Genomic DNA, 21,264 nt, shown 5'->3' on the forward strand with positions numbered 1-21,264 from the left:
CTAGACCATCGCAGGCGCGGCTTCGAAAGCGGCCACGTTGACGGGCGAGCGCCATCTGCGCTGCCCTTCCCGCGTCAGCACGCGCACCGCGATGTCGACCGATATGCTTTTCTCGTGGAGGTAGTGCGCGGCAGCGGCCGTTCCCAGCATTTCCTGCATGACCAGCGCAACCTCCACCTGCTCGGCGCAAAGACGGTTGGCCCTTGACTGCTCGGTATCGTCACCGATCGTATCGATGGCTCTTCGGGTAGGAATATTCATGGTAGTGGCGCGAACCGCGCACAGGTATCTGACACGATACTAACGTCTCGCTGTCTGCCTGGATGCCGGCATGCAAGCCGCCTGCTCGTGGGAATTGGCGTACACGCTGTTAGGTAACTGGCATGGAGCACTCAGCGGGGCGGCGTATCGGCAACAGCCTCGATAGAATCGGCATCATGCCTATCCTCAACCGCCAGGCCGTCGCCATCGTGCTCGGCCATCCGCTGCGATTTACAGTGCGCTGCCTGAAGGGTTTCCGCGCCAACCAGGGCCTGCTGCTTGCCGGCGCGGTGGCCTATTACTCGCTGCTGTCGATCGTGCCGCTGCTGATGCTGGTGGTGGTGGCGCTGTCGCACGTGATCGACCCGGCCGACCTGCTGGAGACGATCGGGCACTACCTGGAATGGCTCGTGCCGGGCCAGTCCGGCGCGATCGTGGCCGAAGTGGCGCATTTCCTCGAACATCGCGACCTGGTCGGCTGGCTTCTCGTGCTGACGATGCTCTTCTTCAGCTCGCTGGCATTCACGGTGCTGGAAAACGCCATGAAGGTGATTTTCATCCACCGCGTGGCATCGCGGCGACGGCATTACCTCACCTCCGCCATCCTGCCGTATTGCTACATCCTGTGCCTGGGTGTCGGTGCGCTGATCGTCACGCTGGTGGCGGGCAGCCTGCAGGTGATCGGCGCCGAGAGCGTGCGGCTGTTCGGTGTCGAATGGTCGCTGGAAGGCTTGTCCGGCGCGCTGCTGTACCTGCTGGGGCTGGGCGGCGAAGTGCTGCTGCTGTCGTCGATCTACATGGTGATGCCGGTGGGCCGGCTGAGCTGGCAGCATGCGCTGATCGGCGGCGTCACGGCTACCGTGCTGTGGGAAATCGCGCGGCACGTGCTGGTGTGGTATTTCTCCACGCTGTCGCAGGTGAACGTTGTGTACGGGTCGATGACGACGGCGATCGTGGTGATGTTCAGCCTGGAAATCGGCGCCACCTTGCTGCTGTTCGGTGCGCAGGTGATCGCCGAATACGAGAAGGTGATAAGTGGTGCGCCGGATGTGGTGACGCCGCTGACGGCGCCCACGCATGAGGCAGGCTGATGGTGGCGGGGTCTTGGTCGAAAAACTATTGAGAAATGAAATAGAAAACCGGGCTAATCGCCAAGGCAATTGAATAGGCAATGATCAGCCGGTGCGAAGTTCTTGGAAAGACCTTGTGCCTGACTGCGGCGTAAGCCACGTAGATGAGCCCCGTGACACAACTGAGCAGTGCTATGCCATATGTGCACAGGAAAATTACCATCACTCCACCGAGCGCGCTACCAACTGCAGGCGTTCCTGGTTTATATGAGGCTATGATCTGGCCGAACGTCGCAATAAAGACTACGTACGGCGCACCGGCGATCAGCATCCAAATCGCGAAACCGCTTGCTAATTGGTTGATTTTCATTTGGCAATCCTCGCTAAACGTCTCAGTTGCAGATATTACTGCTCTGTCGAACCGGGACGGTTGTGCTGATTGCCTTCGTCTGCTGTGACCATTGCGCACGCTCAAACTTCAGCGTCGTAGACCTCTCTCCCAAGTGCTTCCGTGAGCTTGGCACACAGTTTAGTCACCCATCCCCTGAAAAACAGAGGATCGATATTTCCTTCGACCAGTAAGCCGCTTGGCTCGACGGAAGCCGAGATGAAACGCTCGCTGTCCCATGGGCCGAACCAAGATGAATGCTCTTCTAGCCACCCATCCATCGATCCATAGACGGCGGTGACCTTGTCCCACTCGGCTTTAGAGAGGTCACAAGGTAAATTCAACGTGATTGACTGGATCATAGGGTGGTCTGATGTGTGCTAGGTCCGCGCTTGGGATACAAACGGTCGAAATGGACCTTATATTTGTACTGCTACTCCCGGGCATACAAGACTCAATTACCCTGCCTAAGCCGGCGGCAAATTGATCGTGAACCGCGCCCCACCCAGCGGCGACGTCTCGATCTTCAGCGAACCGCCATGCAGCGAAACAGCCTTGCCCGCAATGGAAAGGCCCAGGCCGAACCCGCCCGTGTTGCGGTCGCGCGAACGGTCGAGCCGGTAGAACGGTTCGAACACTTTGTCCCGTTCCTCTTCCGGAATGCCGGGACCGTCGTCGTCGACGGTGATCGTCACGCCGCCCAGCTTGCGCAGCGCGGAGAGGGCGACCTTGCCGTTCGCGTATTTCTGCGCATTGCGCAGCAGGTTGCCGGTGGCGCGCATCAGCAGGCGGCAGTCGCCGTAGTAGGTGCCCATGCCATCCGGTACGGACACATCGAGCGAGACCGTGGCGGGCGGCAGCGAGTTCGCGCAACTGCGCAGCGCCTCGGTCAGGTCGAAGGTTTCATAGCGCAGCGGCTGGTCGCTGTCGAGCCGGGCCATGCCCAGCAGTTCGTTGACGAGCGATTTCAGTTCCGTCAGGTCGCCCTGCATGCTGCCGATGCGCTTTTGCAGCAGCACGTCGTCGGCCGTGTCGTGCAGCAGCTCGAACGCGAATTCCAGCCGGGCGATCGGCGTGCGGATTTCGTGCGATACCGAATGCAGCAGGCCGCGTTGCGAATCGAGCAGCGTTTCGATGCGGCCCGCCATGTGGTTGATCCGTTCGGCCAGCGGATAGATGCTGTCGCCCGGTTTCATTTCCGCGCGGGCCTTCAGGTGGCCGGCGCCGAACTCGTCCGCCACGTGCATCAGCTGCAGCAGGCCGCGCCAGTGCGAATGCGACCAGAAGCCGATCGGCACCAGCAGCGCGAGTGCCACGATCAGGTAGCGCACCGCTTCCATCTGCAAGGCCACCTTGATGTCGATCGGCAGGTTTTGCGCGTGGATCGCTTCCTCGTCGCTGCCGATGTAGCGGTCGCCCGCGAGGTCGACACGGCGGTACAGCGACCGGTCGGCCAGGTCAATCACCACTTCGCCGCGGTCGAACGCCACGCGATCGGCGGTGGAGAGGTGCTCGCGCACGGCGGCGAGCGGCACCAGGTCGAAGCGCACTTCGGACACTTCGCGCACCTTGTTCAGGCGGTCGAGCCAGCCATCTGCCGGCGCCTGGTCCACGTATTGCTCGAGGAGGAAAATCTGCGCCGCCGCCTGGTTGCGGGCGATGTTTTCCAGCGGATCGCCGAACAGCCGGTCGATGGTGAAATACACGATGAAGGCCGCTACGCTGATCGACAGCATCACGAGGATGAAGAAGCGTAAGAACAGGCGGTTCATGTTGCAATTGTATAAGAATCAATGCAATGAAAACCCCGGCCGACAAATTTATGACAAAAAGCCGACATGTGCGTGCGGACACCGTGCGCTGCGCTGGATAGGATGACAAGACTTGTTTTCCAGGAGCTAGCGATGCGCCCATACCCGACCGCCATCCAGGTCACCGCGTTACTGCTGACCGCATGCGCGCTCGCCGCCTGCGGTGGCGGTTCCTCATCTTCCACGTCACCCACGCCGTCGCCGGCATCCGGCGGCCAGGGCATTGCCGTGGGCGAACCGGCCCCCGGCGCGCCGGCGCTCGATCTCTTCATTGCCCAGGCACGGGGGGCCGATTGCGCGGAAAACCGCAACCGGCTGTTTGTCATCGACAAGGACCTGGTGCTGTGGGACCGCGCCGGCAACTGCCCGGACATGTCATGGAACGTGACCCTGTATCGCACCACGCCGGGAACCATGCTGTGCACGGCTGGCGACACGATCGCCGGGCCCCGCACCACGTGCACGGACGAGCGCTACCGCGCCTTGGTCGAGACCGTCGTCGCCAACCTGGCGAAGCCCGACCTCGGGCTGGGCGGCGCGTACAAGATCGAGCCGGTGCCGTTCGACAAGGACGGCAAGCTGCCATCCTCGGCGGCCGGGCAGCCGTAGTGTCGTCACACACTTTTACTTGACGGTGTTCAACGTTGCACCGCAAGGCATATAAAATGGGAGGCATTGCTCTTTCAGAATGCACACATGGTCAAGCTTTTCGCACTTGCCTTGGTAGGTGCGTGCGGCGTCGCGCACGCACAAACCCCTGCCATCAATCCCATGCCCGACGGTAGCCGCGATATGTATGTGGGCCTCGGCGCCCACTACGCCCCACGCTACGAGGGGGCGAAAGACCGCCGTACGACCGCGCTGCCGATGCTGCAGGTGCAGTGGAGCAACGGGGTGTTCCTGTCGGGGATGAGCATGGGCATGCACCTGTCAAATTCTCCTGCCGTCGAGTACGGCCCACTGGCGGCGCTGGCGCCGGGGCGCGATGCGTCCGGCACGAAGATGTTCCGGCTGGGCACCGTCGGCGACAATGCCGGCAATCCGGGCGGCCCGTCCACGTGGCTGCCGCCGCCGATCGACGATGGCTTGCCGCCACCGTCCGGGACGGAGGAAGGCGTGAAGGAAGACATGATGGTGGCGGAAGAGGGCGGTGACGGCATCACGGCCGACAACACCGTCAACCTGCTGGACGGCGTGCATGCCTTGAAACGCCGCGTGCTGTATGGCGGCTTTGCCAATTTCTACCTGACGCGGCAATTGCGGCTGACCGCCAATGCGCTGTACGGCGCCGGCAACGACCGCAACGGCTTGCGCATGCACGTGGCGTTGCAGCACCTGCAGCAGGAACTGGCCCCGCACCACACGCTGGCGCTGTCGGCCGGCATCACGCTCGTCAACCGTGCCTACAACATGGCGTATTTCGGCGTCACCACCGAAGAAGCCGATCATTACGGGATCAACCCCGAATATCATCCTGATGGCGGCATCGAGGATGTGCGGGTGGGGGCGCGCTGGAACTGGGCGGTGTCGCCGGCCTGGATGGTAACGACGGGCCTGCAGGCCAGCCGCCTGGTGGGCGACGCCAGGAAGAGCCCGCTCGTCGAGCGGCCGACCAATGTTTCGGTATCGACGGCGCTGGTCTACCGGTTCTGATGATGACCCTGACCCGATTCCTTGCCCTGCGTGTTCCGTTGCTGGTCCTGCTCTGCCTCGGTGCGGGCGGCGGCGCGGCGCAGGCACAGGAGCGGATACAGGAGCAGGCACAGGAAAAAGAAGCGGGCTGGGTCAGCTACCGGGATGCCTACCGGGCGATGGTGACATTCGCCAAATATGGCAAGGCCAAGAATTTCCTGCAGAACCATTACCAGGTGGCGCCCAAGGATGGCAGCCAGCCCGTCGACGGCTTGCGCCTGACGCTGTCCGGCCGCACCACGCAGCTGAACCTGCCCCTGGATGCCACCGGCCGCACCACGTTCCCGCTGCTGAAGGCGGCCTACGACGAAAATGCGATGCTGGTACTGAACCGCACAATCAGCCAGTACACGTTCGGGCCGCGCATCTCGATCGTTGCGCGGGTGGACGGCGTCTATGAAAGCGCCGACCTGCGCGCCGCCTGCGACCAGGCGCTGCAATACATGCGCCACACGGACGCCAGCTACGCCAACCGCCACTGCGCCGGCGTGCGCTTTGCGTTCCTGCCGAAGAGCGATGCGGCGGTGCGGGTGCGCGATCCGCTGCGCGAATCGACGCTGCCGGCCGGGCAGGGGGCCGCGTTCGATGGCGATGCGAACACGAACTTCCGGGTGATGGTGTACCGGTTTGCCGAGTGGCCGGAAAAGGTGCAGGTGATCAGCCAGAATGCACCGGTGGCGATTGCACCGGTGATCGAGTAAGGCGGGCAGGGCGCCCTTGAAAGCTTTGGCGTCCTTGCGGCGCCTGGCGATGCCGGAGCACCACCAGGCGCCGCGCCTGGCGCACCCGTGACGGGAAGTGTGGCGTTGACCAGTTCTGTGTCGCTTACCGGTCCTGCGCCGCCGTCCTTTCGCCGGCGGGCACCACGGCGTCCGGCAGCGCGAACACGGTCAGCACGCCACCGAGCTCGGTGTATTTCGCCAGGTCCTTATAGCCGCCGGCCGCGCCTAGTCCATCCGTGCTCTTCGTCAGGCCGGCCGCGAGCCCGATGCCGGCCCAGCCGCCAATGCCGGACAACACGCCCACGTACTGCTTGCCCTTGTATTCCCACGTGTTGATGTTGCCGATGATGCCGGATGGCGTCTTGAATTTCCAGAGTTCCTTGCCGTTGTGGTCGACGGCTTTCAGGTAGCCTTCCAAGGTGCCGTAGAACACCACGTCGCCGGCGGTGGACAGCGCGCCGCTCCACACGGAGAATTTCTCCGGCTTCGACCAGACGATCTTGCCGGTACCGGCATCCCAGGCGATGAAATTGCCCAGGCCGCCGTGGCTGTTCGGTGCCGGGTACATTTCCAGCGTCGCGCCCACGTACGGTTGACCTGCCACGTACTCCACCTTGAACGGCTCGTAATCCATGCACACGTGGTTGGTGGGCACATAGAACAGCCCGGTCTTGCGCGAATAAGTGGCCGGCTGCTGGTCCTTCGAGCCCAGCGCCGCGGGGCACACGCCCTTCGAATTGACTTCCTCGCCATTCTGGTCGGTGCTGTACTTGGCCACCACCTGCGGCCGGCCCGTCTTCATGTCGATGTGGGTGGCCCAGTTGACGGTCGGGTCGAATTTCTCGGCAATCAGCAGCTCGCCGCTGACGCGGTCCATCGTGTAGCCGAAGCCATTGCGATCCAGGTGCACGAGCGCCTTGCGCATCTTGCCCTTCACCTTCAGGTCGGCCAGGATCATTTCATTGACGCCGTCGTAATCCCATTCGTCGTGCGGCGTCATCTGGAATGCCCATTTCGCCATGCCCGTGTCGAGGTCGCGCGCGAAGATCGTCATCGACCATTTGTTGTCGCCCGGGCGCTGGCGCGGATTCCACGTGCTGGGGTTGCCCGTGCCGTAGTACACCGTGTTCAGTTCCGGATCGTAGCTGTACCAGCCCCACGTGGTGCCGCCGCCCAGCTTCCACTGGTCGCCCTTCCAGCTCTTCAACGACGAATCCTTGCCGACGGGCGCCATCTTGCCGTTGGTCCAGGTCATCGTCTTCGCCGGGTCGATCAGCATGTCCTTGTCCGGCCCGGTGCTGTGGGCCTGCCACACCAGCTTGCCCGTATTCATGTCGTAGGCCGTGAGGCGGCCGCGCACGCCGAATTCGCCGCCGCTCACGCCGGTCAGCACCTTGTCCTTGAAGATGTGCGGCGTGTTGGTCGTCGTTTCGCCCTTCTTCGGGTCGCCCGTCTTGACCTTCCAGATTTCCTGGCCCGTCTTCGCATCGAGCGCCACGAGGGTCGTGTCGGCCTGCTGCAGGAAGATCTTGCCGTTCGCATAGGCGACACCGCGGTTGACGACGTCGCAGCACATCACGGGAATCACGGCCGGGTCCTGCTTCGGCTCATATTTCCACTTGATGCTCTGGTCTTCCAGCGCGATCGCGAAGACCTTGTTCGGGAACGGGCTGTGCACGTACATCATGTCGCCGATGACCAGCGGGCCACCCTCGTGCCCGCGCAGCACGCCGGTGGAAAACGTCCATGCCACGGTCAACTGGCCGGCATTGCCGGCGTTGATCTGTTTCAGCTCGCTGTAGCGCTGGTTGGCCATGTCGCCGGCCTGCATCGCCCAGTTCTTCGGGTCCTTCGTCAGTTTCTCGACATCCGACTCGGCCATCGCGAATGCGGGCAGGATGGCCAGCGCGAGGCATGGCCACCAGCGGCCGGGCCGCGTGGCACGGGTGACACGGTTCAGCAGGAACATGGGAGTCTCCTTGGTTTTGTGGCCCGGCACGGTGGTGGACGAGCACTGTCCCAGGAATACGCGCATGGAACGTGCCAGCGGCATGCAGGGCATGCGCCGCGCAAAATGTTCAAAATCAGACCAGCCAAGGTGCTTCACTGTGCCGCATCCGTGGCAACGGTGCCGTGCAGGTGTCGCACGGCTGTCCGCTTTTTTGTAATTTCTTTATTTATTCTGGTACGGCAGCGTACTATCCTGAACAACACGTGCAATGCACGACAACAGCCGCGGCAGGATGCCGATGCCGGCACCGCCAGCGGTGAAGGAGACAGCATGTCCGATGGTGCCCTGGCCCATGTCCGGCGGGTGCGTTCGATCGTCCAGGGCCGCGACGGCTCGGATTCGACCGGCCCGTGCAATGCCATTACGCGTTCGTGGATCCGTTGCCTGCACGATTACCAGCTCGACCCCGGCCGGCGCGAAGAGCCGGACGTGGTGGACGCGGCCGAACTGGCCGAGCGGCGCGAGCGGCTGGCGGGCGTGCAGGCCGTCGCCAAGGTCGAGATGGCCAACCTGTACCAGCAGCTGGCCGGCTCGGGTTACGCGATCGTGCTGACCGATGCCGCCGGGGTGCTGCTCAATTACTTCGGCGACCCTGGCTTTACCCACGCGGCATCCCGGTCGGGCCTGATGCCCGGCGCGGTGTGGAGCGAACGGGCGCAGGGCACCAACGGCATGGGCACCTGCCTGGTCGAGCGCCGCCCCGTCACCGTGCACCAGGACGAACATTACCTGGTCCGCCACATTGGCCTCAGCTGTGCCGGCGCCCCGATCTTCGACCATGAAGGCGAAATCGTCGCGGCGCTCGATGCATCCGGCGAATCGCGGCTGGCGCAGCAGCACACGCTGGCGCTCGTCACGATGTCCGTGCAGATGATCGAGAACCGCGTCTTCCTCGACCGCTTCCGGCATGACTACATCCTGCGCTTCCATAACCGGCCCGAATTCATCGGCACGCTGAGCGAAGGAGCGATCGCGCTGGACCCCGCCGGCAAGGTGCTGGCCGCCACCCGCTGCGCGCTGTTCCAGCTGGGCTTTACGGCGCCGGTGGACATCGTCGGCCGCGACATCACGGAACTGTTCAACAGCTCCTTCCCCGGCCTGGTCGACAGTACGGTGCGCAAGGCGTTCCACGCGGTGCCGATCTTCGGCCTGCGCAATGGCGCCCGTTTCTACAGCGTGATGCTGCCGCCGGTGCGCGTGACGTCGTCCGCCGGGCGGCAAGCGGCTGTGCCGGCAACGCAAGTGCCTTCACCGCTGGAGGGCGTGCATTTCGGCGACGCGGCCATGGCCGCCAACGTGCGCATCGCCACCCGCGTGTGCGAGCGCAACGTGGCGATCATGGTGGTCGGGGAAACCGGCACGGGCAAGGAAGTCTTTGCCCAGGCGCTGCACCGGTCCGGCCCGCGCGCCGGCAAGCCGTTCGTGGCGATCAATTGCGCAGCCATTCCGGAAACGCTGATCGAGAGCGAACTGTTCGGATACCGGGCCGGCGCTTTTACGGGCGCCAGCAAGGAAGGCCAGCACGGCAAGCTGTACCAGGCCAATGGCGGCACGCTGTTCCTCGACGAAATCGGCGACATGCCCTATCCCTTGCAGGCCCGGCTGCTGCGGGTGCTCGAAGAGCGCACCATCGTGCCGCTCGGCGGCGGTGCGCCCTTGCCACTGGATATCCAGGTGACCAGCGCCACGCACTGCGACCTGCAGCAGATGATCGCCGACGGCACGTTCCGCGAAGACCTGTTCTACCGCCTGCAGGGGATCACGCTGCGGCTGCCACCGCTGCGCGAACGCACCGACATACGCGCCCTCGTCAGCCTGATCGTCAGCGAGGAAAGCGATGACGGCGCGCCGCTGTCGCTCGACGAAACGCTGCTGGCCGCACTGGAGCGGCAGCGCTGGCCGGGCAACCTGCGCCAGTTGCGGCACCTGCTGCGCGCGATGATCGCGCTGCGCGAATCGGATCACCTGACGGTGCACGACCTGCCGCCGGAGTACCGCACTGGCATCGTGGCGCCGGACATGCCCATGCGGGACAGTGAGGAGGCCGCGCCGTACACGTCCGATACCGGCGTGTACGGCGCCGGCGAGCCTGCGGGCGATTCGCTTGTCCCCGATCCGCTTGCCACCGACCCCCATGACGACAATCCGCATGCCTTGAATCCGCTGGAGCACGCCGAACGCGATGCCTTGCTGCGCGAGTTGCAGCGGCACGGCTGGAACATTTCCACGGTGGCGCGGCAGCTCCATATCAGCCGCAACACGCTGTATCGCAAGGTGCAGCGGCTGCATATCCGTCATCCCGGCAAGGCCGTGCTGACCTGACGATCACGGTGGTGGGAGCGCTATCGGCACCGCCACATTTGCCCTGAAAGGAACGCCCATGCCGCCGCTTCGCCGCCTCCTGCTTCCTGCCGCCCTGCTGGCCTGTGTCCCCGCCCTGTTCGCCGCGCCGTTCGCCTATGTGCCGAATGAAGGTTCCGGCACGATCTCCGTGATCGATACGGCCACCGACGAGGTCGTGGCGGAAATACCCGGCGGCAGCAAGCCGCGGGGTCTCGCGGTGAGCCGCGATGCCCGCTGGCTCTACGTCAGCGACCAGCCGAAAAACCGGCTGCAGATCGTCAGCCTGGAGCGTCGCGCGCCGGAAGGCACCGTGGACCTGGGCGAGTCGCCCGAGGGCGTGGCGCTGTCGCCGGATGGCCGCTGGGTCGTGGCCGCCGTCGAGGAAAAGCACGAGATCGTCGTCACCGACACCCGTACGAACACACGCGCGTTCGCCATTCCCGTGAAGGGCCGCAATCCCGAACACGCCGTGTTCAGCCCGGACGGCAAACAGCTGTTCGTCAGCGCCGAGAACGGCGATGCCGTCGACATCATCGACATGGCGGCGCGCAAGCAGGTGGCCCAGGTCGCCGTGGGCGCACGGCCGCGCGGCATCGGCTTCCTGCCAGACGGCAGCCGCGCCTACGTGGCGGCCGAGAACGCCAACGAGGTGTACGTGATCGACGCCGCTACCCACGCCGTCGTCGCCCGCATCCCGGCGGGCCTGCGCGCCAATGGCGTGGCCGTGCACCCGGACGGCAGCCGGGTCTACGTGTCCAACGGCGGTGCCGCCAGCGTGTCCGTCATCGACACGAAGACCAACCTGGTGGTGGCCACCGTCGGCGTCGGCCAACGGCCATGGAACATGGCGCTGACACCCGATGGTGCCAAGCTGTACGTGGCGAATGGGCGCTCGGGGAGCGTGTCGGTGATCGATACGGCGCGCAATGAGAAGCTGCGTGATATTGCGGTGGGCAAGCTGCCGTGGGGTGTAGTGGTGCGGTGAAGGCGATGCGGCCCGGCTTGGGGCACATTGGCGGAATCTGTCCGCCAGGTGCAGACCGTTGCGTTCGGCTGCTTTCTTCCATAGGCGATCGCTCAGTTACCCGTGATTCGACTGAGTAAGGACGACATTCGCGGCCTCGATCTCGATGAGATCGCCGGACTGCATCCAGATTTCGTACCGCCCGCTGCCGACCCGGGAGAACGAATTGATCGACACTGAAGGCCCGCAAGCCTGTTTGCGTGGCAGAGCCAGGTACGAAACCGCTGAGAACGTCAACACGCAGTGCCCCAAGGTGCCATGTCGTAACTCAACCGTGCATGTTCCGTTTTCCCAGCTAATGTGGACGGCGAGCAGGGTCGCGTCATGTAAATCAATATCGATGGTCATTAGTCCTGGACGATTTGGCAGGCTCTCGTAGCTGTTCGGCTAGGAGCGGGATGTCACAACCGGTAGATTTGCCCCAAAGCGGAAATATAGACTTATGAGTTAACCTCATGGGCCGCAGTCTTTGACATACTTTTTTAACTCTTTTACTTGATCAGACATCCTTACAGCTAGTGCTGCTATCCCAGCAGAACGTATCGCACCTATGGAAGTGTTAAGCGTACTCAATGAATCATCTACTTCAATTTTAAGGTTGCCTACATGATAAATGAAAGATTCTCTCAGCAAGTCGCGATCTGTCGGATGCACCATGCGCTGATGCAGACGCCAAGCATGTTGAGAAGCAGAAATCTCACGGCGTAACATCCTTGAAATTCTTCCTAATTCGGAAACTGTATCAACGTCTGCTGGGCTAGACAGTGAGGCCTGAATTATTGCTGTAGCTGAACTAGATAAGTCCCTTGAAAATTGGAACAGACGCGAATCTGTTATGCTTTCTGGGTCGCATTTCGCTTTTGCATTTACCGATAAAATGCTGAGAAATACTGCTATGGTGCATACTTTATATTTGGAATGGATCATTTTATGTCACGTCGAAGTGTCGAATTTTTTGCAAGTTTTTGAAGTGGTGTATGCCAACTCTTGCTTGCTTCTGCAAAAACTTCCTACTGTGCGGAACTGCTCTAAACCTATGCAATAGACTCCAATCCAATATAAGGTCTTAAATAGATAATGCCTATTATTTTTCAGTAATCGTAGTACAAAGATTTCGGATTCATTACGCGTTCAATGCCATACTCGTTTAGTCCTTTTTTCAATGCCTTGAAAATAAGTGTAAAGCTCGGTATTTCCATAAGCGGTTTTCCATCTACCAGCTTTCTTCGACAGGCCACTACAAGTCTTTCGCGCGGAACGGAGAATGGGAAGTTTTCGCGCACATCAAATTTGTGGGATAAGAGTAACTCACTCCGCTTTCTGAGTGCTCTATGAACGACGGAAAGCAACCAACCGTCTAGTTCTCGTAATTGCTTCTCATCGTTTAATAATGGATAAAAGCTCATTGCTCCTTTAAATAATATTACCTGTCTTCGGCCTTGAAGATATTCGACAATTTCCTTATGGAGCAATCCTCCGTAAAGATATCGTCTTATCTGTAACATTGCGCTCAACAATGCAGGATCACGGTTATTGCTTGGAATAATCAAAGCTTTTAATGGCGATAACTCTAAAGGCTTAATTAAGTTTTTGTATAGTAAATACGAAATCTGCTTCTTTATACGTTGGATCGACTTCTTTTTTATAGAAACCTTGTCTGGACTAATCGCGTAGCCAAGGAAATTAAAATTTGACTTAGATGCCATTTCCGCGCGATTCCCGTCTTTCGCTAAGAGACTAATGCCATCAGACTTTCTGGAATTTATTTCAACACCAGCTTGCACAGAAAATGAGTTTATTATCTCTAGGGCTTGGCAAATCGATGCATAATCCGGGCTCCAAATCACCGTATCATCGGCATAGCGCGCGAACTTTAACCCGGCTTTCTCAAGCCTATTATCTAAACTCCAGCACACCAAGTTCGCTAGAAATAGTGAAATCGAAGTGCCTTGCGGAATTCCGCGAGGCCGCTTTGATAGAAAAGCTTTAATTACCGAAATTTCCTCTTCACTTATAAAAAAACCATTTCTTGAGAATTGTTCAAAAAGCGATTCATGCTCTATTGATCCAAAAAAGTCAGTGAAATCGAACTCTGCTATAAAGGTACGAGCATCTTGCGCTATATCAACTGATATGTCTTGTATGGCGAAGTGGACGTTTCGATCGTTTCGATAAGCATACGAAAACGAGCTAAAGCGATGTTTATTCTTTGCTAATAGTCGTGTGTAGAAAAGCTGCTATACTGCCGCATCAGGTATTTGATAGATCGTTAAACTGCGTTTCCCGCCGCCAGCCTTATCGATCTCTTTTAAATGAGGATCATTCGGGACATATGACCCATCTTTTATTCTTTTACTTATAGATCTAGCAATGCTTTTTGCTTTTCGGCGGACGTAAAATGGATTGAATTTCGGGTCCAGATTCCAATACTCTGGGACCATAATCATTTTTTTGGGAGGATTTACCAGCCTCTTTTGCAAACGGTCATGTTCACGGTGAAGGCTATTGTGGTAAGTGTGGTGTCGCTCGATTAACTTCTCCGCTTCTTCACGAATATATTTCTCGACCTGTTTTTCTAAATTCATTAAGGCTCCAAAATGACAAAAAGCCCAAGGCTGGGCCTTGGGCTTTCCACGGAATCAACCTAGTAAAAGTAAGTTTTCAGGTTGACGCAGAGTTGACTCTGCATCCCCAATGCCACGGCACGTAACCGTGTATGAGAGTGACTCCGTTCCTCCCCTAGGGATGGTCATTGCATAATGATGTATAAAAGACTGTAGGTCAACTTGTAAAACATAATTTTTGTCGCGCTTTCTCTTCGGTTCAAATGTCCACTTCCGGCCGTATTGCAGACCTCCGAGAAGCCAAGTCTATGATCCATGTAGCGACACCGGCAAGTACTTACCTAAGAAGAGCACCTACAATGGCTGCACCTAACCCGGCGCAAACGCCGGTACGTCCACGATGCAGGCCGGCATGCGGCCGGGCAGCGCCAAAGGCATTCCCGGCTGCAGCAGCGCCAGCACCGCCCCGGCCGGGTTGATGCCGGTCGAGGCGTGCAGGCCGGCATAGGAAATCGTCAGCCGCGGATTCACGTCCAGCACCAGCGGCCCGCTATCGGCCAGGATGAAATCGACACCCGCGTAGCCCCACAGGCCCGGCAGCGCGGCGGCGACGGCCATTCCCAGCGCCTCGAGCTGGGGCGCCATGCTGGCCAGGCCGTTGACCGTGACGCCGAGGAAGCGGAAATGGTTGTCATGCACGGCCATGCGTTGCTCGTTGCAGCCCAATACGCTGGCCATTCCGTCACGGCACAGCAGCGACAGGCTGCCCACGCGGCCGGCGACGAAGGGCTGCAGCACGAGTTCCCGCCCGACATGTGCGGCCGCCGCCAGTTGCGCCGCGCTGCGGTCGTGGAACAGCCGGGTATCGATGCAGCCGGCGCCGTCGTCCGGCTTCACGACCCAGGCGCCGGGCGCCGCCGGCAGCGTGTCGCCGGGGCCGAACGTGGCCACGGTGGGAATCCCCGCGCCCAGCAACGCCTGGCAGGCTGCCCGCTTGCTGCCGGCGAGCCGCACCGCGGCCGGCGTGCTGCCGAGCAGGATCCGCCCGTGTTGCAGCACGTCCCGCGATAACCGTTCCAGCACGCCGCTGCTCACGGACGCCAGCGGCCACACGGCATCGGCCGCCAGCACGCAGTCGGTGAAGACTCGGTCGAAGGCGCCGCCAGCAGGGCGCGTGGCCGCGGCGTCGAGCGTCACCAGTTCGACACCGGGCAAACGCCGCAAGTCGGCGCACAGCGCGCGCAGCATCAGCTCGCCGTCGAAGCGTTGCGCCGCCGACGGCCGCGTCGCGCCCGCCGCGCCGGCGCAGGCATGATCGAATGCGAAGACTTTCAAGGTTGCCACCTGCGGCCTCCGCCATGGCATGTGCCGGCCCTATGGGTCAGCGCGCCAGGTCCGTTTCGATCAGTCGCCCCTGTTCATCCAGCAGCGGCACCCCGTATTCGGCCAGGATGGCGCCGATGCGTTCCCGGTTACGGTCGATCAGGCCGTCGATGCGCTGTTGCAGTTCCTTGTCGGCGAAGCGCACCGCCATGGCGATCTCGAAGTCGAAGCGGCTGCCCGGTGGCGATGCAAGCGGCACGGCCACGATGCGGTGCTGCGGCGACCGTCCCGCGAAATAGCCGGCGATCGGCCCCCACACGAAGGCGATATCGACCTTGCCCTCGGCCAGGTCGTGTTCGACGATCTGGCCGGGATATTGCTCGGCATCGCCGGATTGCGGCTGGTACGACACGACTTGCCCCATCATGCCGTGCGCCAGCAGCCAGTCCGCCACCGGCGAGCCGCCGAAGACGCCCAGCTTGAGCCGCGCGCGCCGTTCCGGCGGCAGCGCGAGCAGGTCGTCCAGCGTGCGCACGCCATCGAGCCCGTTGCCGCCCACATAGGCCATTGCATAAGTGGAGCGGTAATAAGGCCGCGTCACGGCGCCCAGGTCGAACCCGGTCGCCACGCCGGTGACCAGGTCGCACTTGAAGCGGTCCGTGCCCGGCTCCTTCGCGCGCAGCGTGTTACGGATGAAGCCCATGCGTTGCGGGAACCAGGTGTAGGCAATGTCCCAGCCCAGCTCCTGCGCGAACAGCGCGGCGATGCGATTCTCGAAGCCGGCCAGGTCGCGGCGCGAGAACGGCAGATTGTTCGGGTCCTGGCAGACCCGTAGCACGGGGCGCTTATCAGCCTCCACCTTGGCCTCCACCTTGGGCACGGCCTGCCCGGCAGGCTGCGATGCCGCCGGCACAGGCATCGCCAGGTACAGCACGGCAGCCCCGAGCAGCGCCGCGATCCGGGGCGTCATTTGCCGGCCTCCTGCAGCTTGCCGGGTGCGATGGCGCCATCCGAGCGGCCCTTCAGGTAGGCGTACAGGTTGTCGATATTGTCGACCACCTGCTGGCTGCCGTCGAAGTTGGGCATGCCCTTGTCGATCCGGCCTTGCAGCACCGTCTTCTTGAAGTCTTCCTTTGACAGCCCCTTCATGCTTGCGGTCAGCGCGGGGCCGACGGCGCCTTCCTGCTGCGCGCCGTGGCACCGCTCGCACGCCAGCGCGCGCCAGGTGCGCCAGCCGCTCATCGTCCGTGCATCGACCTTGTTGCCGTCCACGACCTGGTAGGGCGTGGCGTCGGCCAGCGCCGCCGGCGCGGCCACGCACATGGCCAGCGCCATGCCATGCACCGCGCAACGGACCCAACGTACGTGATGGTGAAATGATAGTTTGCTCACATCGGCTTCCTGTCAAAATTAACCGCGCTGGCGCAGCATGCAGGCCTTGGCCGCATCGGCCTGGATCGTCTTGTACTTCGCGGCCATGGCCTTGACGCCTGGCGGGTCGCGGAACTCGGCGCCGCGCGGCCCTTCCAGCGTCTGGTAGCGCAGCGCGGCGGACATCGTCACATAGTCGTCGTACGCCAGTTGCGCGCCGACCCGGTCGATCACGCAGGCGCACTGGTACAGGGTTTCCTGCTTGCCGCCATGGTTGTTCATGCACTCGAGCACGTACTCGACCCGTGCCACGGTGGGGAAATCGTTCGCGGGCGCGGCAGGTGTTGCTCCGGCAAGCGAGGGGAGCAGCAGCGCCGCGGCAAGGATCGGCCTCATGCGCGCCTCCTCAGCCGGCCTGGTGCAGCGTGCCCGCCCGTTTCGCGGCATTGGTGGCCAGCGCATCCATCAGCGGCGGCGACAGGCAATCGTAGTAGGGCAGCCCGAGCTCACCCAGGCGTGCGCGGATCGCCCCCATCTGTTCCGGATCGGCACCCGACTCGATGACGGACGAGACGAACGCGGCGAACGTGGGCGGCGCCCAGCCCGCTTCGCGCGACAGTTCCGTGTGCACGAAGTCCAGGCCGTAGAACGCGTGCTGGTCGTTGTCGATGCGCCCATACAGGTGCACGCCGCAGCCGGTGCAGGCATGGCGGCGGATCGTGGCGGCCGGGTCCACCACCTGCAGCTTGTGGCCGTTGGCGGTGACTTCGACCTTGTCGCGGCCGACCACGGCGACTTGCGAAAACAGCGCGCCGTCAGGCTTCCAGCATTTGGTGCAGCCGCAGGCGTGGTTGTGCGCCACCTGGCTGCCGATGCGCACGGTGACGGGATCGGTGGCGCAGCGGCACGTCAGCGTGCCGCCCTGGAAGCCCGGCGTTTCCGGGGCGATGCCCGCATCGATGGCGGGATGGATATGGATGGCCATGCTGTGTCTCCTCGTTGTGATTCGTGATTCGTTACGCCTGATGCGGGACGGGTCAGTACAGGACAACGGAACGGATCGATTCGCCCCGCTTCATCAGGTCGAAGCCTTCGTTGATGCGCTCGAGTGGCAGGGTGTGGGTGATCAGGTCGTCGATGTTGAGCTTGCCGTCCATGTACCAGTCGACGATCTTCGGCACGTCGGTGCGGCCGCGCGCGCCGCCGAAGGCGGAACCTTTCCATTGGCGGCCCGTGACGAGCTGGAATGGCCGCGTGGCGATTTCCTCGCCGGCGGCCGCCACGCCGATGATGAACGACTGGCCCCAGCCCTTGTGCGTGCACTCGAGCGCCTGGCGCATCAGCGCCGTATTGCCGACGCACTCGAACGAGTAATCGGCGCCGCCCCCCGTCAACTGCACGATGTGGTCGACGACGTTTTCCACGTCGCGCGGATTGACGAAGTCCGTCATGCCGAAGCGGCGCGCGATGTCGACCCGGCCCGGATTGATGTCGATGCCGATGATGCGGTCCGCGCCGACCATCTTGGCGCCCTGGATGACGTTCAGCCCGATCCCGCCCAGCCCGAACACGGCCACGTTGGCGCCTGCTTCCACCTTCGCCGAGAACACGACGGCGCCGACGCCCGTGGTCACGCCGCAGCCGATGTAGCACGCCTTGTCGAACGGCGCATCCGGGCGGATCTTCGCCAGCGCGATCTCGGGCACCACGATGTAGTTCGAGAAGGTCGACGTGCCCATGTAGTGCAGGATGGGCTTGCCGTCGAGGGTGAAGCGGCTGGTACCGTCCGGCATCAGGCCGCGCCCCTGCGTCGCCCGGATCGACTGGCACAGGTTGGTCTTGCGGGACAGGCAGAACTTGCACTGCCGGCACTCCGGCGTATACAGCGGGATCACATGGTCGCCGGCCCGCACCGACGTCACGCCCGCCCCCGTTTCTAGCACGACGCCGGCGCCTTCATGGCCCAGGATCGCCGGGAACAGGCCTTCGGGATCGGCGCCCGACAAGGTGTAGTAGTCGGTATGGCAGATGCCGGTGGCCTTGATTTCCACCAGTACCTCGCCGGCCTGCGGCGGTGCAAGGTCCACGGTCTCGATCGTCAGCGGGGCGCCCGCCTGCCAGGCAATGGCAGCTTTTGTCTTCATCGTCTCTCCTGGGGCGCCGGACCGTTCCGGTGCCATGGCGCGGCGCACGGCGGCCGCAAGAAGGTAATGGCAAATTGCGTGCCAATGATCCTGGCAGGACAAATACGGGGGATCGTGCAGGGAGCGTGCCTTGAACGCGGTATCGCGCGGGACGGTTGTGCAGGATCGGATCACCTGGCGGCGCGGCTGTTCCGTTTCCGGGTCGTGTCAGAAACGGTAGCGCAGGCCGGCCAGCACCGTGCGCGGCGCACCGGGCGCGACAAAGCGTGCCGGTGCCGCATCGGCGCCGGGCGCCAACGGCCGGCCACCGGGGAAGACATCGTCCGCCACGGTGCCGTAGGTTTCAAAGCGCCGGTCGAACACATTGTTGACACGCACAAACACTTCCCAGCCGGGTGCCGGCTGCCAGCCGGCGCGCAGGTGCAGCAGGGCATGGCCGCGGATGCGCCAGTCGGCCCGCTGCGGCGGCTCGCCGTCCTCGGCATCCTCCGTCAGGCCGTCCTCGTTGCCCTGCGTGAGCAGGTTCGAGACCGCCAGCACGTCCACGCCCACGGTCCAGCCGGGCGCGGGGGCCCAGTCGGCGCCCAGCTTCAGCGTGTGCCGCGGCAGGCCCGCCAGCCGCGTTCCCGAAGTTGCGCGCACATTGCGGGCGCCTGTGAACAGCACGCCATCGGCGGCATACACGGCGGCCAGGTAACTGTAGCTGGCCCGCAGCGTGACGTCGCCCAGCCGCGCCGTGCCGCTGGCATCGACGCCCGCGTGGCGCGTGCGTGGGAAATTGGCGAAGTAGCCCTGCTGGCTGGTGCCGGCACTATGGAACAGGATGTCGTCGCGGTTCACGGTGCGGTACAGCGACAGTGCCGCGTCAACGTTGGCCGTGCGCCAGCGCGCGCCCATTTCAACGGTGCGCGACACCACCTGGCTCAGGTAGGGGTCCGCCTGCAGACCCACCGGCAGGCGGCAAGGCTGTTCCGGATCGGCACACCCCAGCTCGATCACGGTGGGCACGCGGTTGCTTTGCGCCACGTTGGCAAACAGCGTCAGCGCGGCATCGACCTGCCGGGCAATGCCGAGCGACGGGTTGAGCTTGCGGTAGGTGAAGGCCTCGCGCGGCTGCACGCCATCGTCGTTCGTCAGCGTATTCGCCACCCGGGCATGGTTGAACCGCGCCGACAGCGTGGCATAGGAGCCGGGCGCCAGCCGCCACGTGTCGCTCGCGTAGAGGCCCGCCATGCGGGCACGGCCGGTGACTGACGAGGACGGTTCACGTTCCTCCTCCGGATCGGCCAGCACTTCGCGCGAGGCGCTGAAGAAGCCTTCCTGCTCGAACTGGGCAAAGCGGACGCGGTTGCGGTCGAACGACAGGCCCGCGCTCAGCTGGTGATCGCCGCGCGTGACGGCCAGCTGGACGCTGGCGCCTTCGCCGCGCTGTCGCGAAGCCGTGGTGTTCAGTACCGCCGGATGGGCTGGTGGATGGGCGCCCGCGTCGCAGTCCGCATCGTCCGGCTCTTCGGCGCAGGCGTCCTCGCCGGCGTCGTCGTTCACATCGCCATTGACGGTGTCGCGCCGGCTGTGGCGCACATAGGCGGACGCCGTCAGCGCGGCGCCGCTGTCCAGCTGCTGCTCCAGGTTGACGGCCAGCTGGCCGAGCCGGTTACGCGTGCGGTCGGGGTGGGTATAGACGGCGCGACGGTCCAGGTCGTACAGGCCGGGCGCGTCCGCCGTGCCCGCCGGTAGCAGCCCGTTGCCGAGCAGCCTGCTGCGCCCGCCCAGCAGCGACACGCTCCAGTCGGATGCACCCGCGGTACGGCCCACTTTGAGGAACACGTTGCCGAGCCGGCCCGCCGAGTGGTCGCGCCAGCCGTCCTCGTCGAAGGACGTTGCCGCCAGCAGCGTATGCCATCCAGCCGCCTCGGCGCCGTAGGACAGGTCAAGCCGGCGGCGCGCACCGCTGCCCAGCGTGGCTTCCACCATCAGGCCGGGATGGCTGCGGCCCGACTTGGTCGTCAGCGCCAGCGCGCCACCCAGCGTATTCAGGCCATACAGCGGGTTCGAGCCGGGCACCAGCAGGATCGCGCCCAGCGCCGCTTCCGGCACCATGTCCCAGTTGACCACGTCGCCGAACGGCTCGTTGACGCGCACGCCGTCGAGGTACACGGACAGGCCCTGGCCCGAGCCCAGCACGGGCGACGCCCGGTAGCCGCGGAACGTGACGTCGGTCTGGAACGGGCTGCCGGAAATGTCGTTGACGTGGATGCCGGCCGCATGGCGCGACAGGTAGTCGGCCAGGGTATCGGCGCGTGCCTGCGAAACGTCCCAGTCGGTGGCGCGCTGCACCGCATAGGGCAGGCGGTCGCGCTCGATGGCGGCGGCCGATTGCGGTGCGATGCCGACGATTTCCACGATCGGCAGCGGACCCAGGGGGAAGTCCGGCGTGCCGGACATCGCGGCGGGAGCAAGCAGCACGGCGCCGACGGCAAGTAAACAGGCAGTGTGCCGGGCTGGCCGGCCGGCTTTCGAACGTTTCAAGATAGGACTCG

Annotated in this window: 21 protein-coding genes and 1 pseudogene; 6 read left to right on the top strand and 16 right to left on the bottom strand. The window is 63.0% G+C overall.

Annotated elements, in window-relative coordinates:
* A complete protein-coding gene (locus EWM63_RS13705) occupies nucleotides 1–261 on the bottom strand; it encodes a hypothetical protein (RefSeq protein WP_130187033.1) in 261 nt (86 codons plus the stop codon).
* Nucleotides 262–437: 176 nt separating this feature from the next.
* On the opposite strand from EWM63_RS13705, the gene EWM63_RS13710 reads away from it, so the two are divergent.
* Nucleotides 438–1,352, top strand: a complete 915-nt coding sequence (locus EWM63_RS13710; RefSeq protein ID WP_130187034.1) for a YihY/virulence factor BrkB family protein — start codon at nucleotides 438–440, stop codon at nucleotides 1,350–1,352.
* A 25-nt stretch (nucleotides 1,353–1,377) separates the two neighbouring features.
* Here the strand turns inward: EWM63_RS13710 and EWM63_RS13715 are convergent, their stop codons facing one another.
* The 3 genes from EWM63_RS13715 to EWM63_RS13725 form a co-directional block, all read right to left on the bottom strand.
* On the bottom strand, nucleotides 1,378–1,701 hold the full coding sequence (locus tag EWM63_RS13715; protein ID WP_130187035.1) for a hypothetical protein: 324 nt from the start codon (nucleotides 1,699–1,701) through the stop codon (nucleotides 1,378–1,380).
* 101 nt (nucleotides 1,702–1,802) lie between these two features.
* Nucleotides 1,803–2,081, bottom strand: a complete 279-nt coding sequence (locus EWM63_RS13720; RefSeq protein ID WP_130187036.1) for a hypothetical protein — start codon at nucleotides 2,079–2,081, stop codon at nucleotides 1,803–1,805.
* Nucleotides 2,082–2,186: 105 nt separating this feature from the next.
* Nucleotides 2,187–3,491: an ATP-binding protein gene (locus EWM63_RS13725; protein ID WP_130187037.1), complete on the bottom strand. Its 1,305-nt coding sequence runs from the start codon at nucleotides 3,489–3,491 to the stop codon at nucleotides 2,187–2,189.
* Between the two features lie 132 nt (nucleotides 3,492–3,623).
* Between EWM63_RS13725 and EWM63_RS13730 the strand changes: the two genes are divergently transcribed.
* The 3 genes from EWM63_RS13730 (at nucleotide 3,624) to EWM63_RS13740 (ending at nucleotide 5,923) form a co-directional block, all read left to right on the top strand.
* Nucleotides 3,624–4,139, top strand: a complete 516-nt coding sequence (locus EWM63_RS13730) for a hypothetical protein (protein WP_130187038.1) — start codon at nucleotides 3,624–3,626, stop codon at nucleotides 4,137–4,139.
* A gap of 162 nt (nucleotides 4,140–4,301) precedes the next feature.
* Nucleotides 4,302–5,183 (top strand): MipA/OmpV family protein, encoded by an 882-nt coding sequence (locus EWM63_RS13735; protein WP_165390825.1) that lies wholly within the window; start codon nucleotides 4,302–4,304, stop codon nucleotides 5,181–5,183.
* A complete protein-coding gene (locus tag EWM63_RS13740) occupies nucleotides 5,183–5,923 on the top strand; it encodes a hypothetical protein (protein WP_229487887.1) in 741 nt (246 codons plus the stop codon). The genes EWM63_RS13735 and EWM63_RS13740 overlap by 1 nt, the downstream gene beginning before the upstream one ends.
* Before the next feature lie 124 nt (nucleotides 5,924–6,047).
* On the opposite strand, the gene EWM63_RS13745 is transcribed toward EWM63_RS13740, so the two are convergent.
* Complete coding sequence (locus EWM63_RS13745; protein WP_207221338.1) at nucleotides 6,048–7,826, bottom strand: methanol/ethanol family PQQ-dependent dehydrogenase; 1,779 nt, start codon at nucleotides 7,824–7,826, stop codon at nucleotides 6,048–6,050.
* A 399-nt stretch (nucleotides 7,827–8,225) separates the two neighbouring features.
* Here EWM63_RS13745 and EWM63_RS13750 point away from each other — a divergent pair, with 399 nt between their 5' ends.
* Both EWM63_RS13750 and EWM63_RS13755 read left to right on the top strand, forming a co-directional pair.
* Nucleotides 8,226–10,277 carry a sigma-54-dependent Fis family transcriptional regulator gene (locus EWM63_RS13750; protein ID WP_130187041.1) on the top strand — a complete coding sequence of 684 codons (2,052 nt, stop codon included), beginning with the start codon at nucleotides 8,226–8,228 and terminating at the stop codon, nucleotides 10,275–10,277.
* Between the two features lie 58 nt (nucleotides 10,278–10,335).
* A complete protein-coding gene (locus EWM63_RS13755; protein ID WP_130187042.1) occupies nucleotides 10,336–11,283 on the top strand; it encodes a beta-propeller fold lactonase family protein in 948 nt (315 codons plus the stop codon).
* A gap of 96 nt (nucleotides 11,284–11,379) precedes the next feature.
* Here the strand turns inward: EWM63_RS13755 and EWM63_RS13760 are convergent, their stop codons facing one another.
* From EWM63_RS13760 to EWM63_RS13805, 11 genes and pseudogenes are all read right to left on the bottom strand, one after another.
* Nucleotides 11,380–11,670, bottom strand: coding sequence for a hypothetical protein (locus tag EWM63_RS13760; RefSeq protein ID WP_130187043.1), 291 nt, complete (start codon nucleotides 11,668–11,670; stop codon nucleotides 11,380–11,382).
* A gap of 105 nt (nucleotides 11,671–11,775) precedes the next feature.
* Nucleotides 11,776–12,249, bottom strand: coding sequence for a hypothetical protein (locus EWM63_RS13765; protein ID WP_130187044.1), 474 nt, complete (start codon nucleotides 12,247–12,249; stop codon nucleotides 11,776–11,778).
* A 164-nt stretch (nucleotides 12,250–12,413) separates the two neighbouring features.
* Nucleotides 12,414–13,511: pseudogene (locus EWM63_RS13770) on the bottom strand (reverse transcriptase domain-containing protein); the annotation flags it as partial.
* 48 nt (nucleotides 13,512–13,559) lie between these two features.
* Entirely contained in the window at nucleotides 13,560–13,907 is a 348-nt protein-coding gene (locus tag EWM63_RS32050) for a hypothetical protein (RefSeq protein WP_207221283.1), read from the bottom strand.
* Nucleotides 13,908–14,255: 348 nt separating this feature from the next.
* Nucleotides 14,256–15,230 carry an ATP-grasp domain-containing protein gene (locus EWM63_RS13775; protein WP_165390826.1) on the bottom strand — a complete coding sequence of 325 codons (975 nt, stop codon included), beginning with the start codon at nucleotides 15,228–15,230 and terminating at the stop codon, nucleotides 14,256–14,258.
* 37 nt (nucleotides 15,231–15,267) lie between these two features.
* Entirely contained in the window at nucleotides 15,268–16,179 is a 912-nt protein-coding gene (locus tag EWM63_RS13780; protein WP_130187046.1) for a quinoprotein dehydrogenase-associated putative ABC transporter substrate-binding protein, read from the bottom strand.
* Nucleotides 16,176–16,544 (bottom strand): c-type cytochrome, encoded by a 369-nt coding sequence (locus EWM63_RS13785; protein ID WP_130190369.1) that lies wholly within the window; start codon nucleotides 16,542–16,544, stop codon nucleotides 16,176–16,178. The genes EWM63_RS13780 and EWM63_RS13785 overlap by 4 nt, the downstream gene beginning before the upstream one ends.
* Before the next feature lie 75 nt (nucleotides 16,545–16,619).
* Nucleotides 16,620–16,976: a hypothetical protein gene (locus tag EWM63_RS13790; RefSeq protein WP_130187047.1), complete on the bottom strand. Its 357-nt coding sequence runs from the start codon at nucleotides 16,974–16,976 to the stop codon at nucleotides 16,620–16,622.
* Nucleotides 16,977–16,986: 10 nt separating this feature from the next.
* Nucleotides 16,987–17,565, bottom strand: coding sequence for an S-(hydroxymethyl)glutathione synthase (gfa, locus tag EWM63_RS13795; RefSeq protein ID WP_130187048.1), 579 nt, complete (start codon nucleotides 17,563–17,565; stop codon nucleotides 16,987–16,989).
* A 52-nt stretch (nucleotides 17,566–17,617) separates the two neighbouring features.
* Entirely contained in the window at nucleotides 17,618–18,724 is a 1,107-nt protein-coding gene (locus EWM63_RS13800; RefSeq protein WP_130187049.1) for an S-(hydroxymethyl)glutathione dehydrogenase/class III alcohol dehydrogenase, read from the bottom strand.
* A 207-nt stretch (nucleotides 18,725–18,931) separates the two neighbouring features.
* Nucleotides 18,932–21,253, bottom strand: a complete 2,322-nt coding sequence (locus EWM63_RS13805) for a TonB-dependent receptor (RefSeq protein ID WP_130187050.1) — start codon at nucleotides 21,251–21,253, stop codon at nucleotides 18,932–18,934.
* Nucleotides 21,254–21,264 lie beyond the last annotated feature (11 nt).

Source organism: Pseudoduganella lutea, from assembly GCF_004209755.1.
In the GTDB taxonomy this organism is placed as follows: domain Bacteria; phylum Pseudomonadota; class Gammaproteobacteria; order Burkholderiales; family Burkholderiaceae_D; genus Rugamonas; species Rugamonas lutea.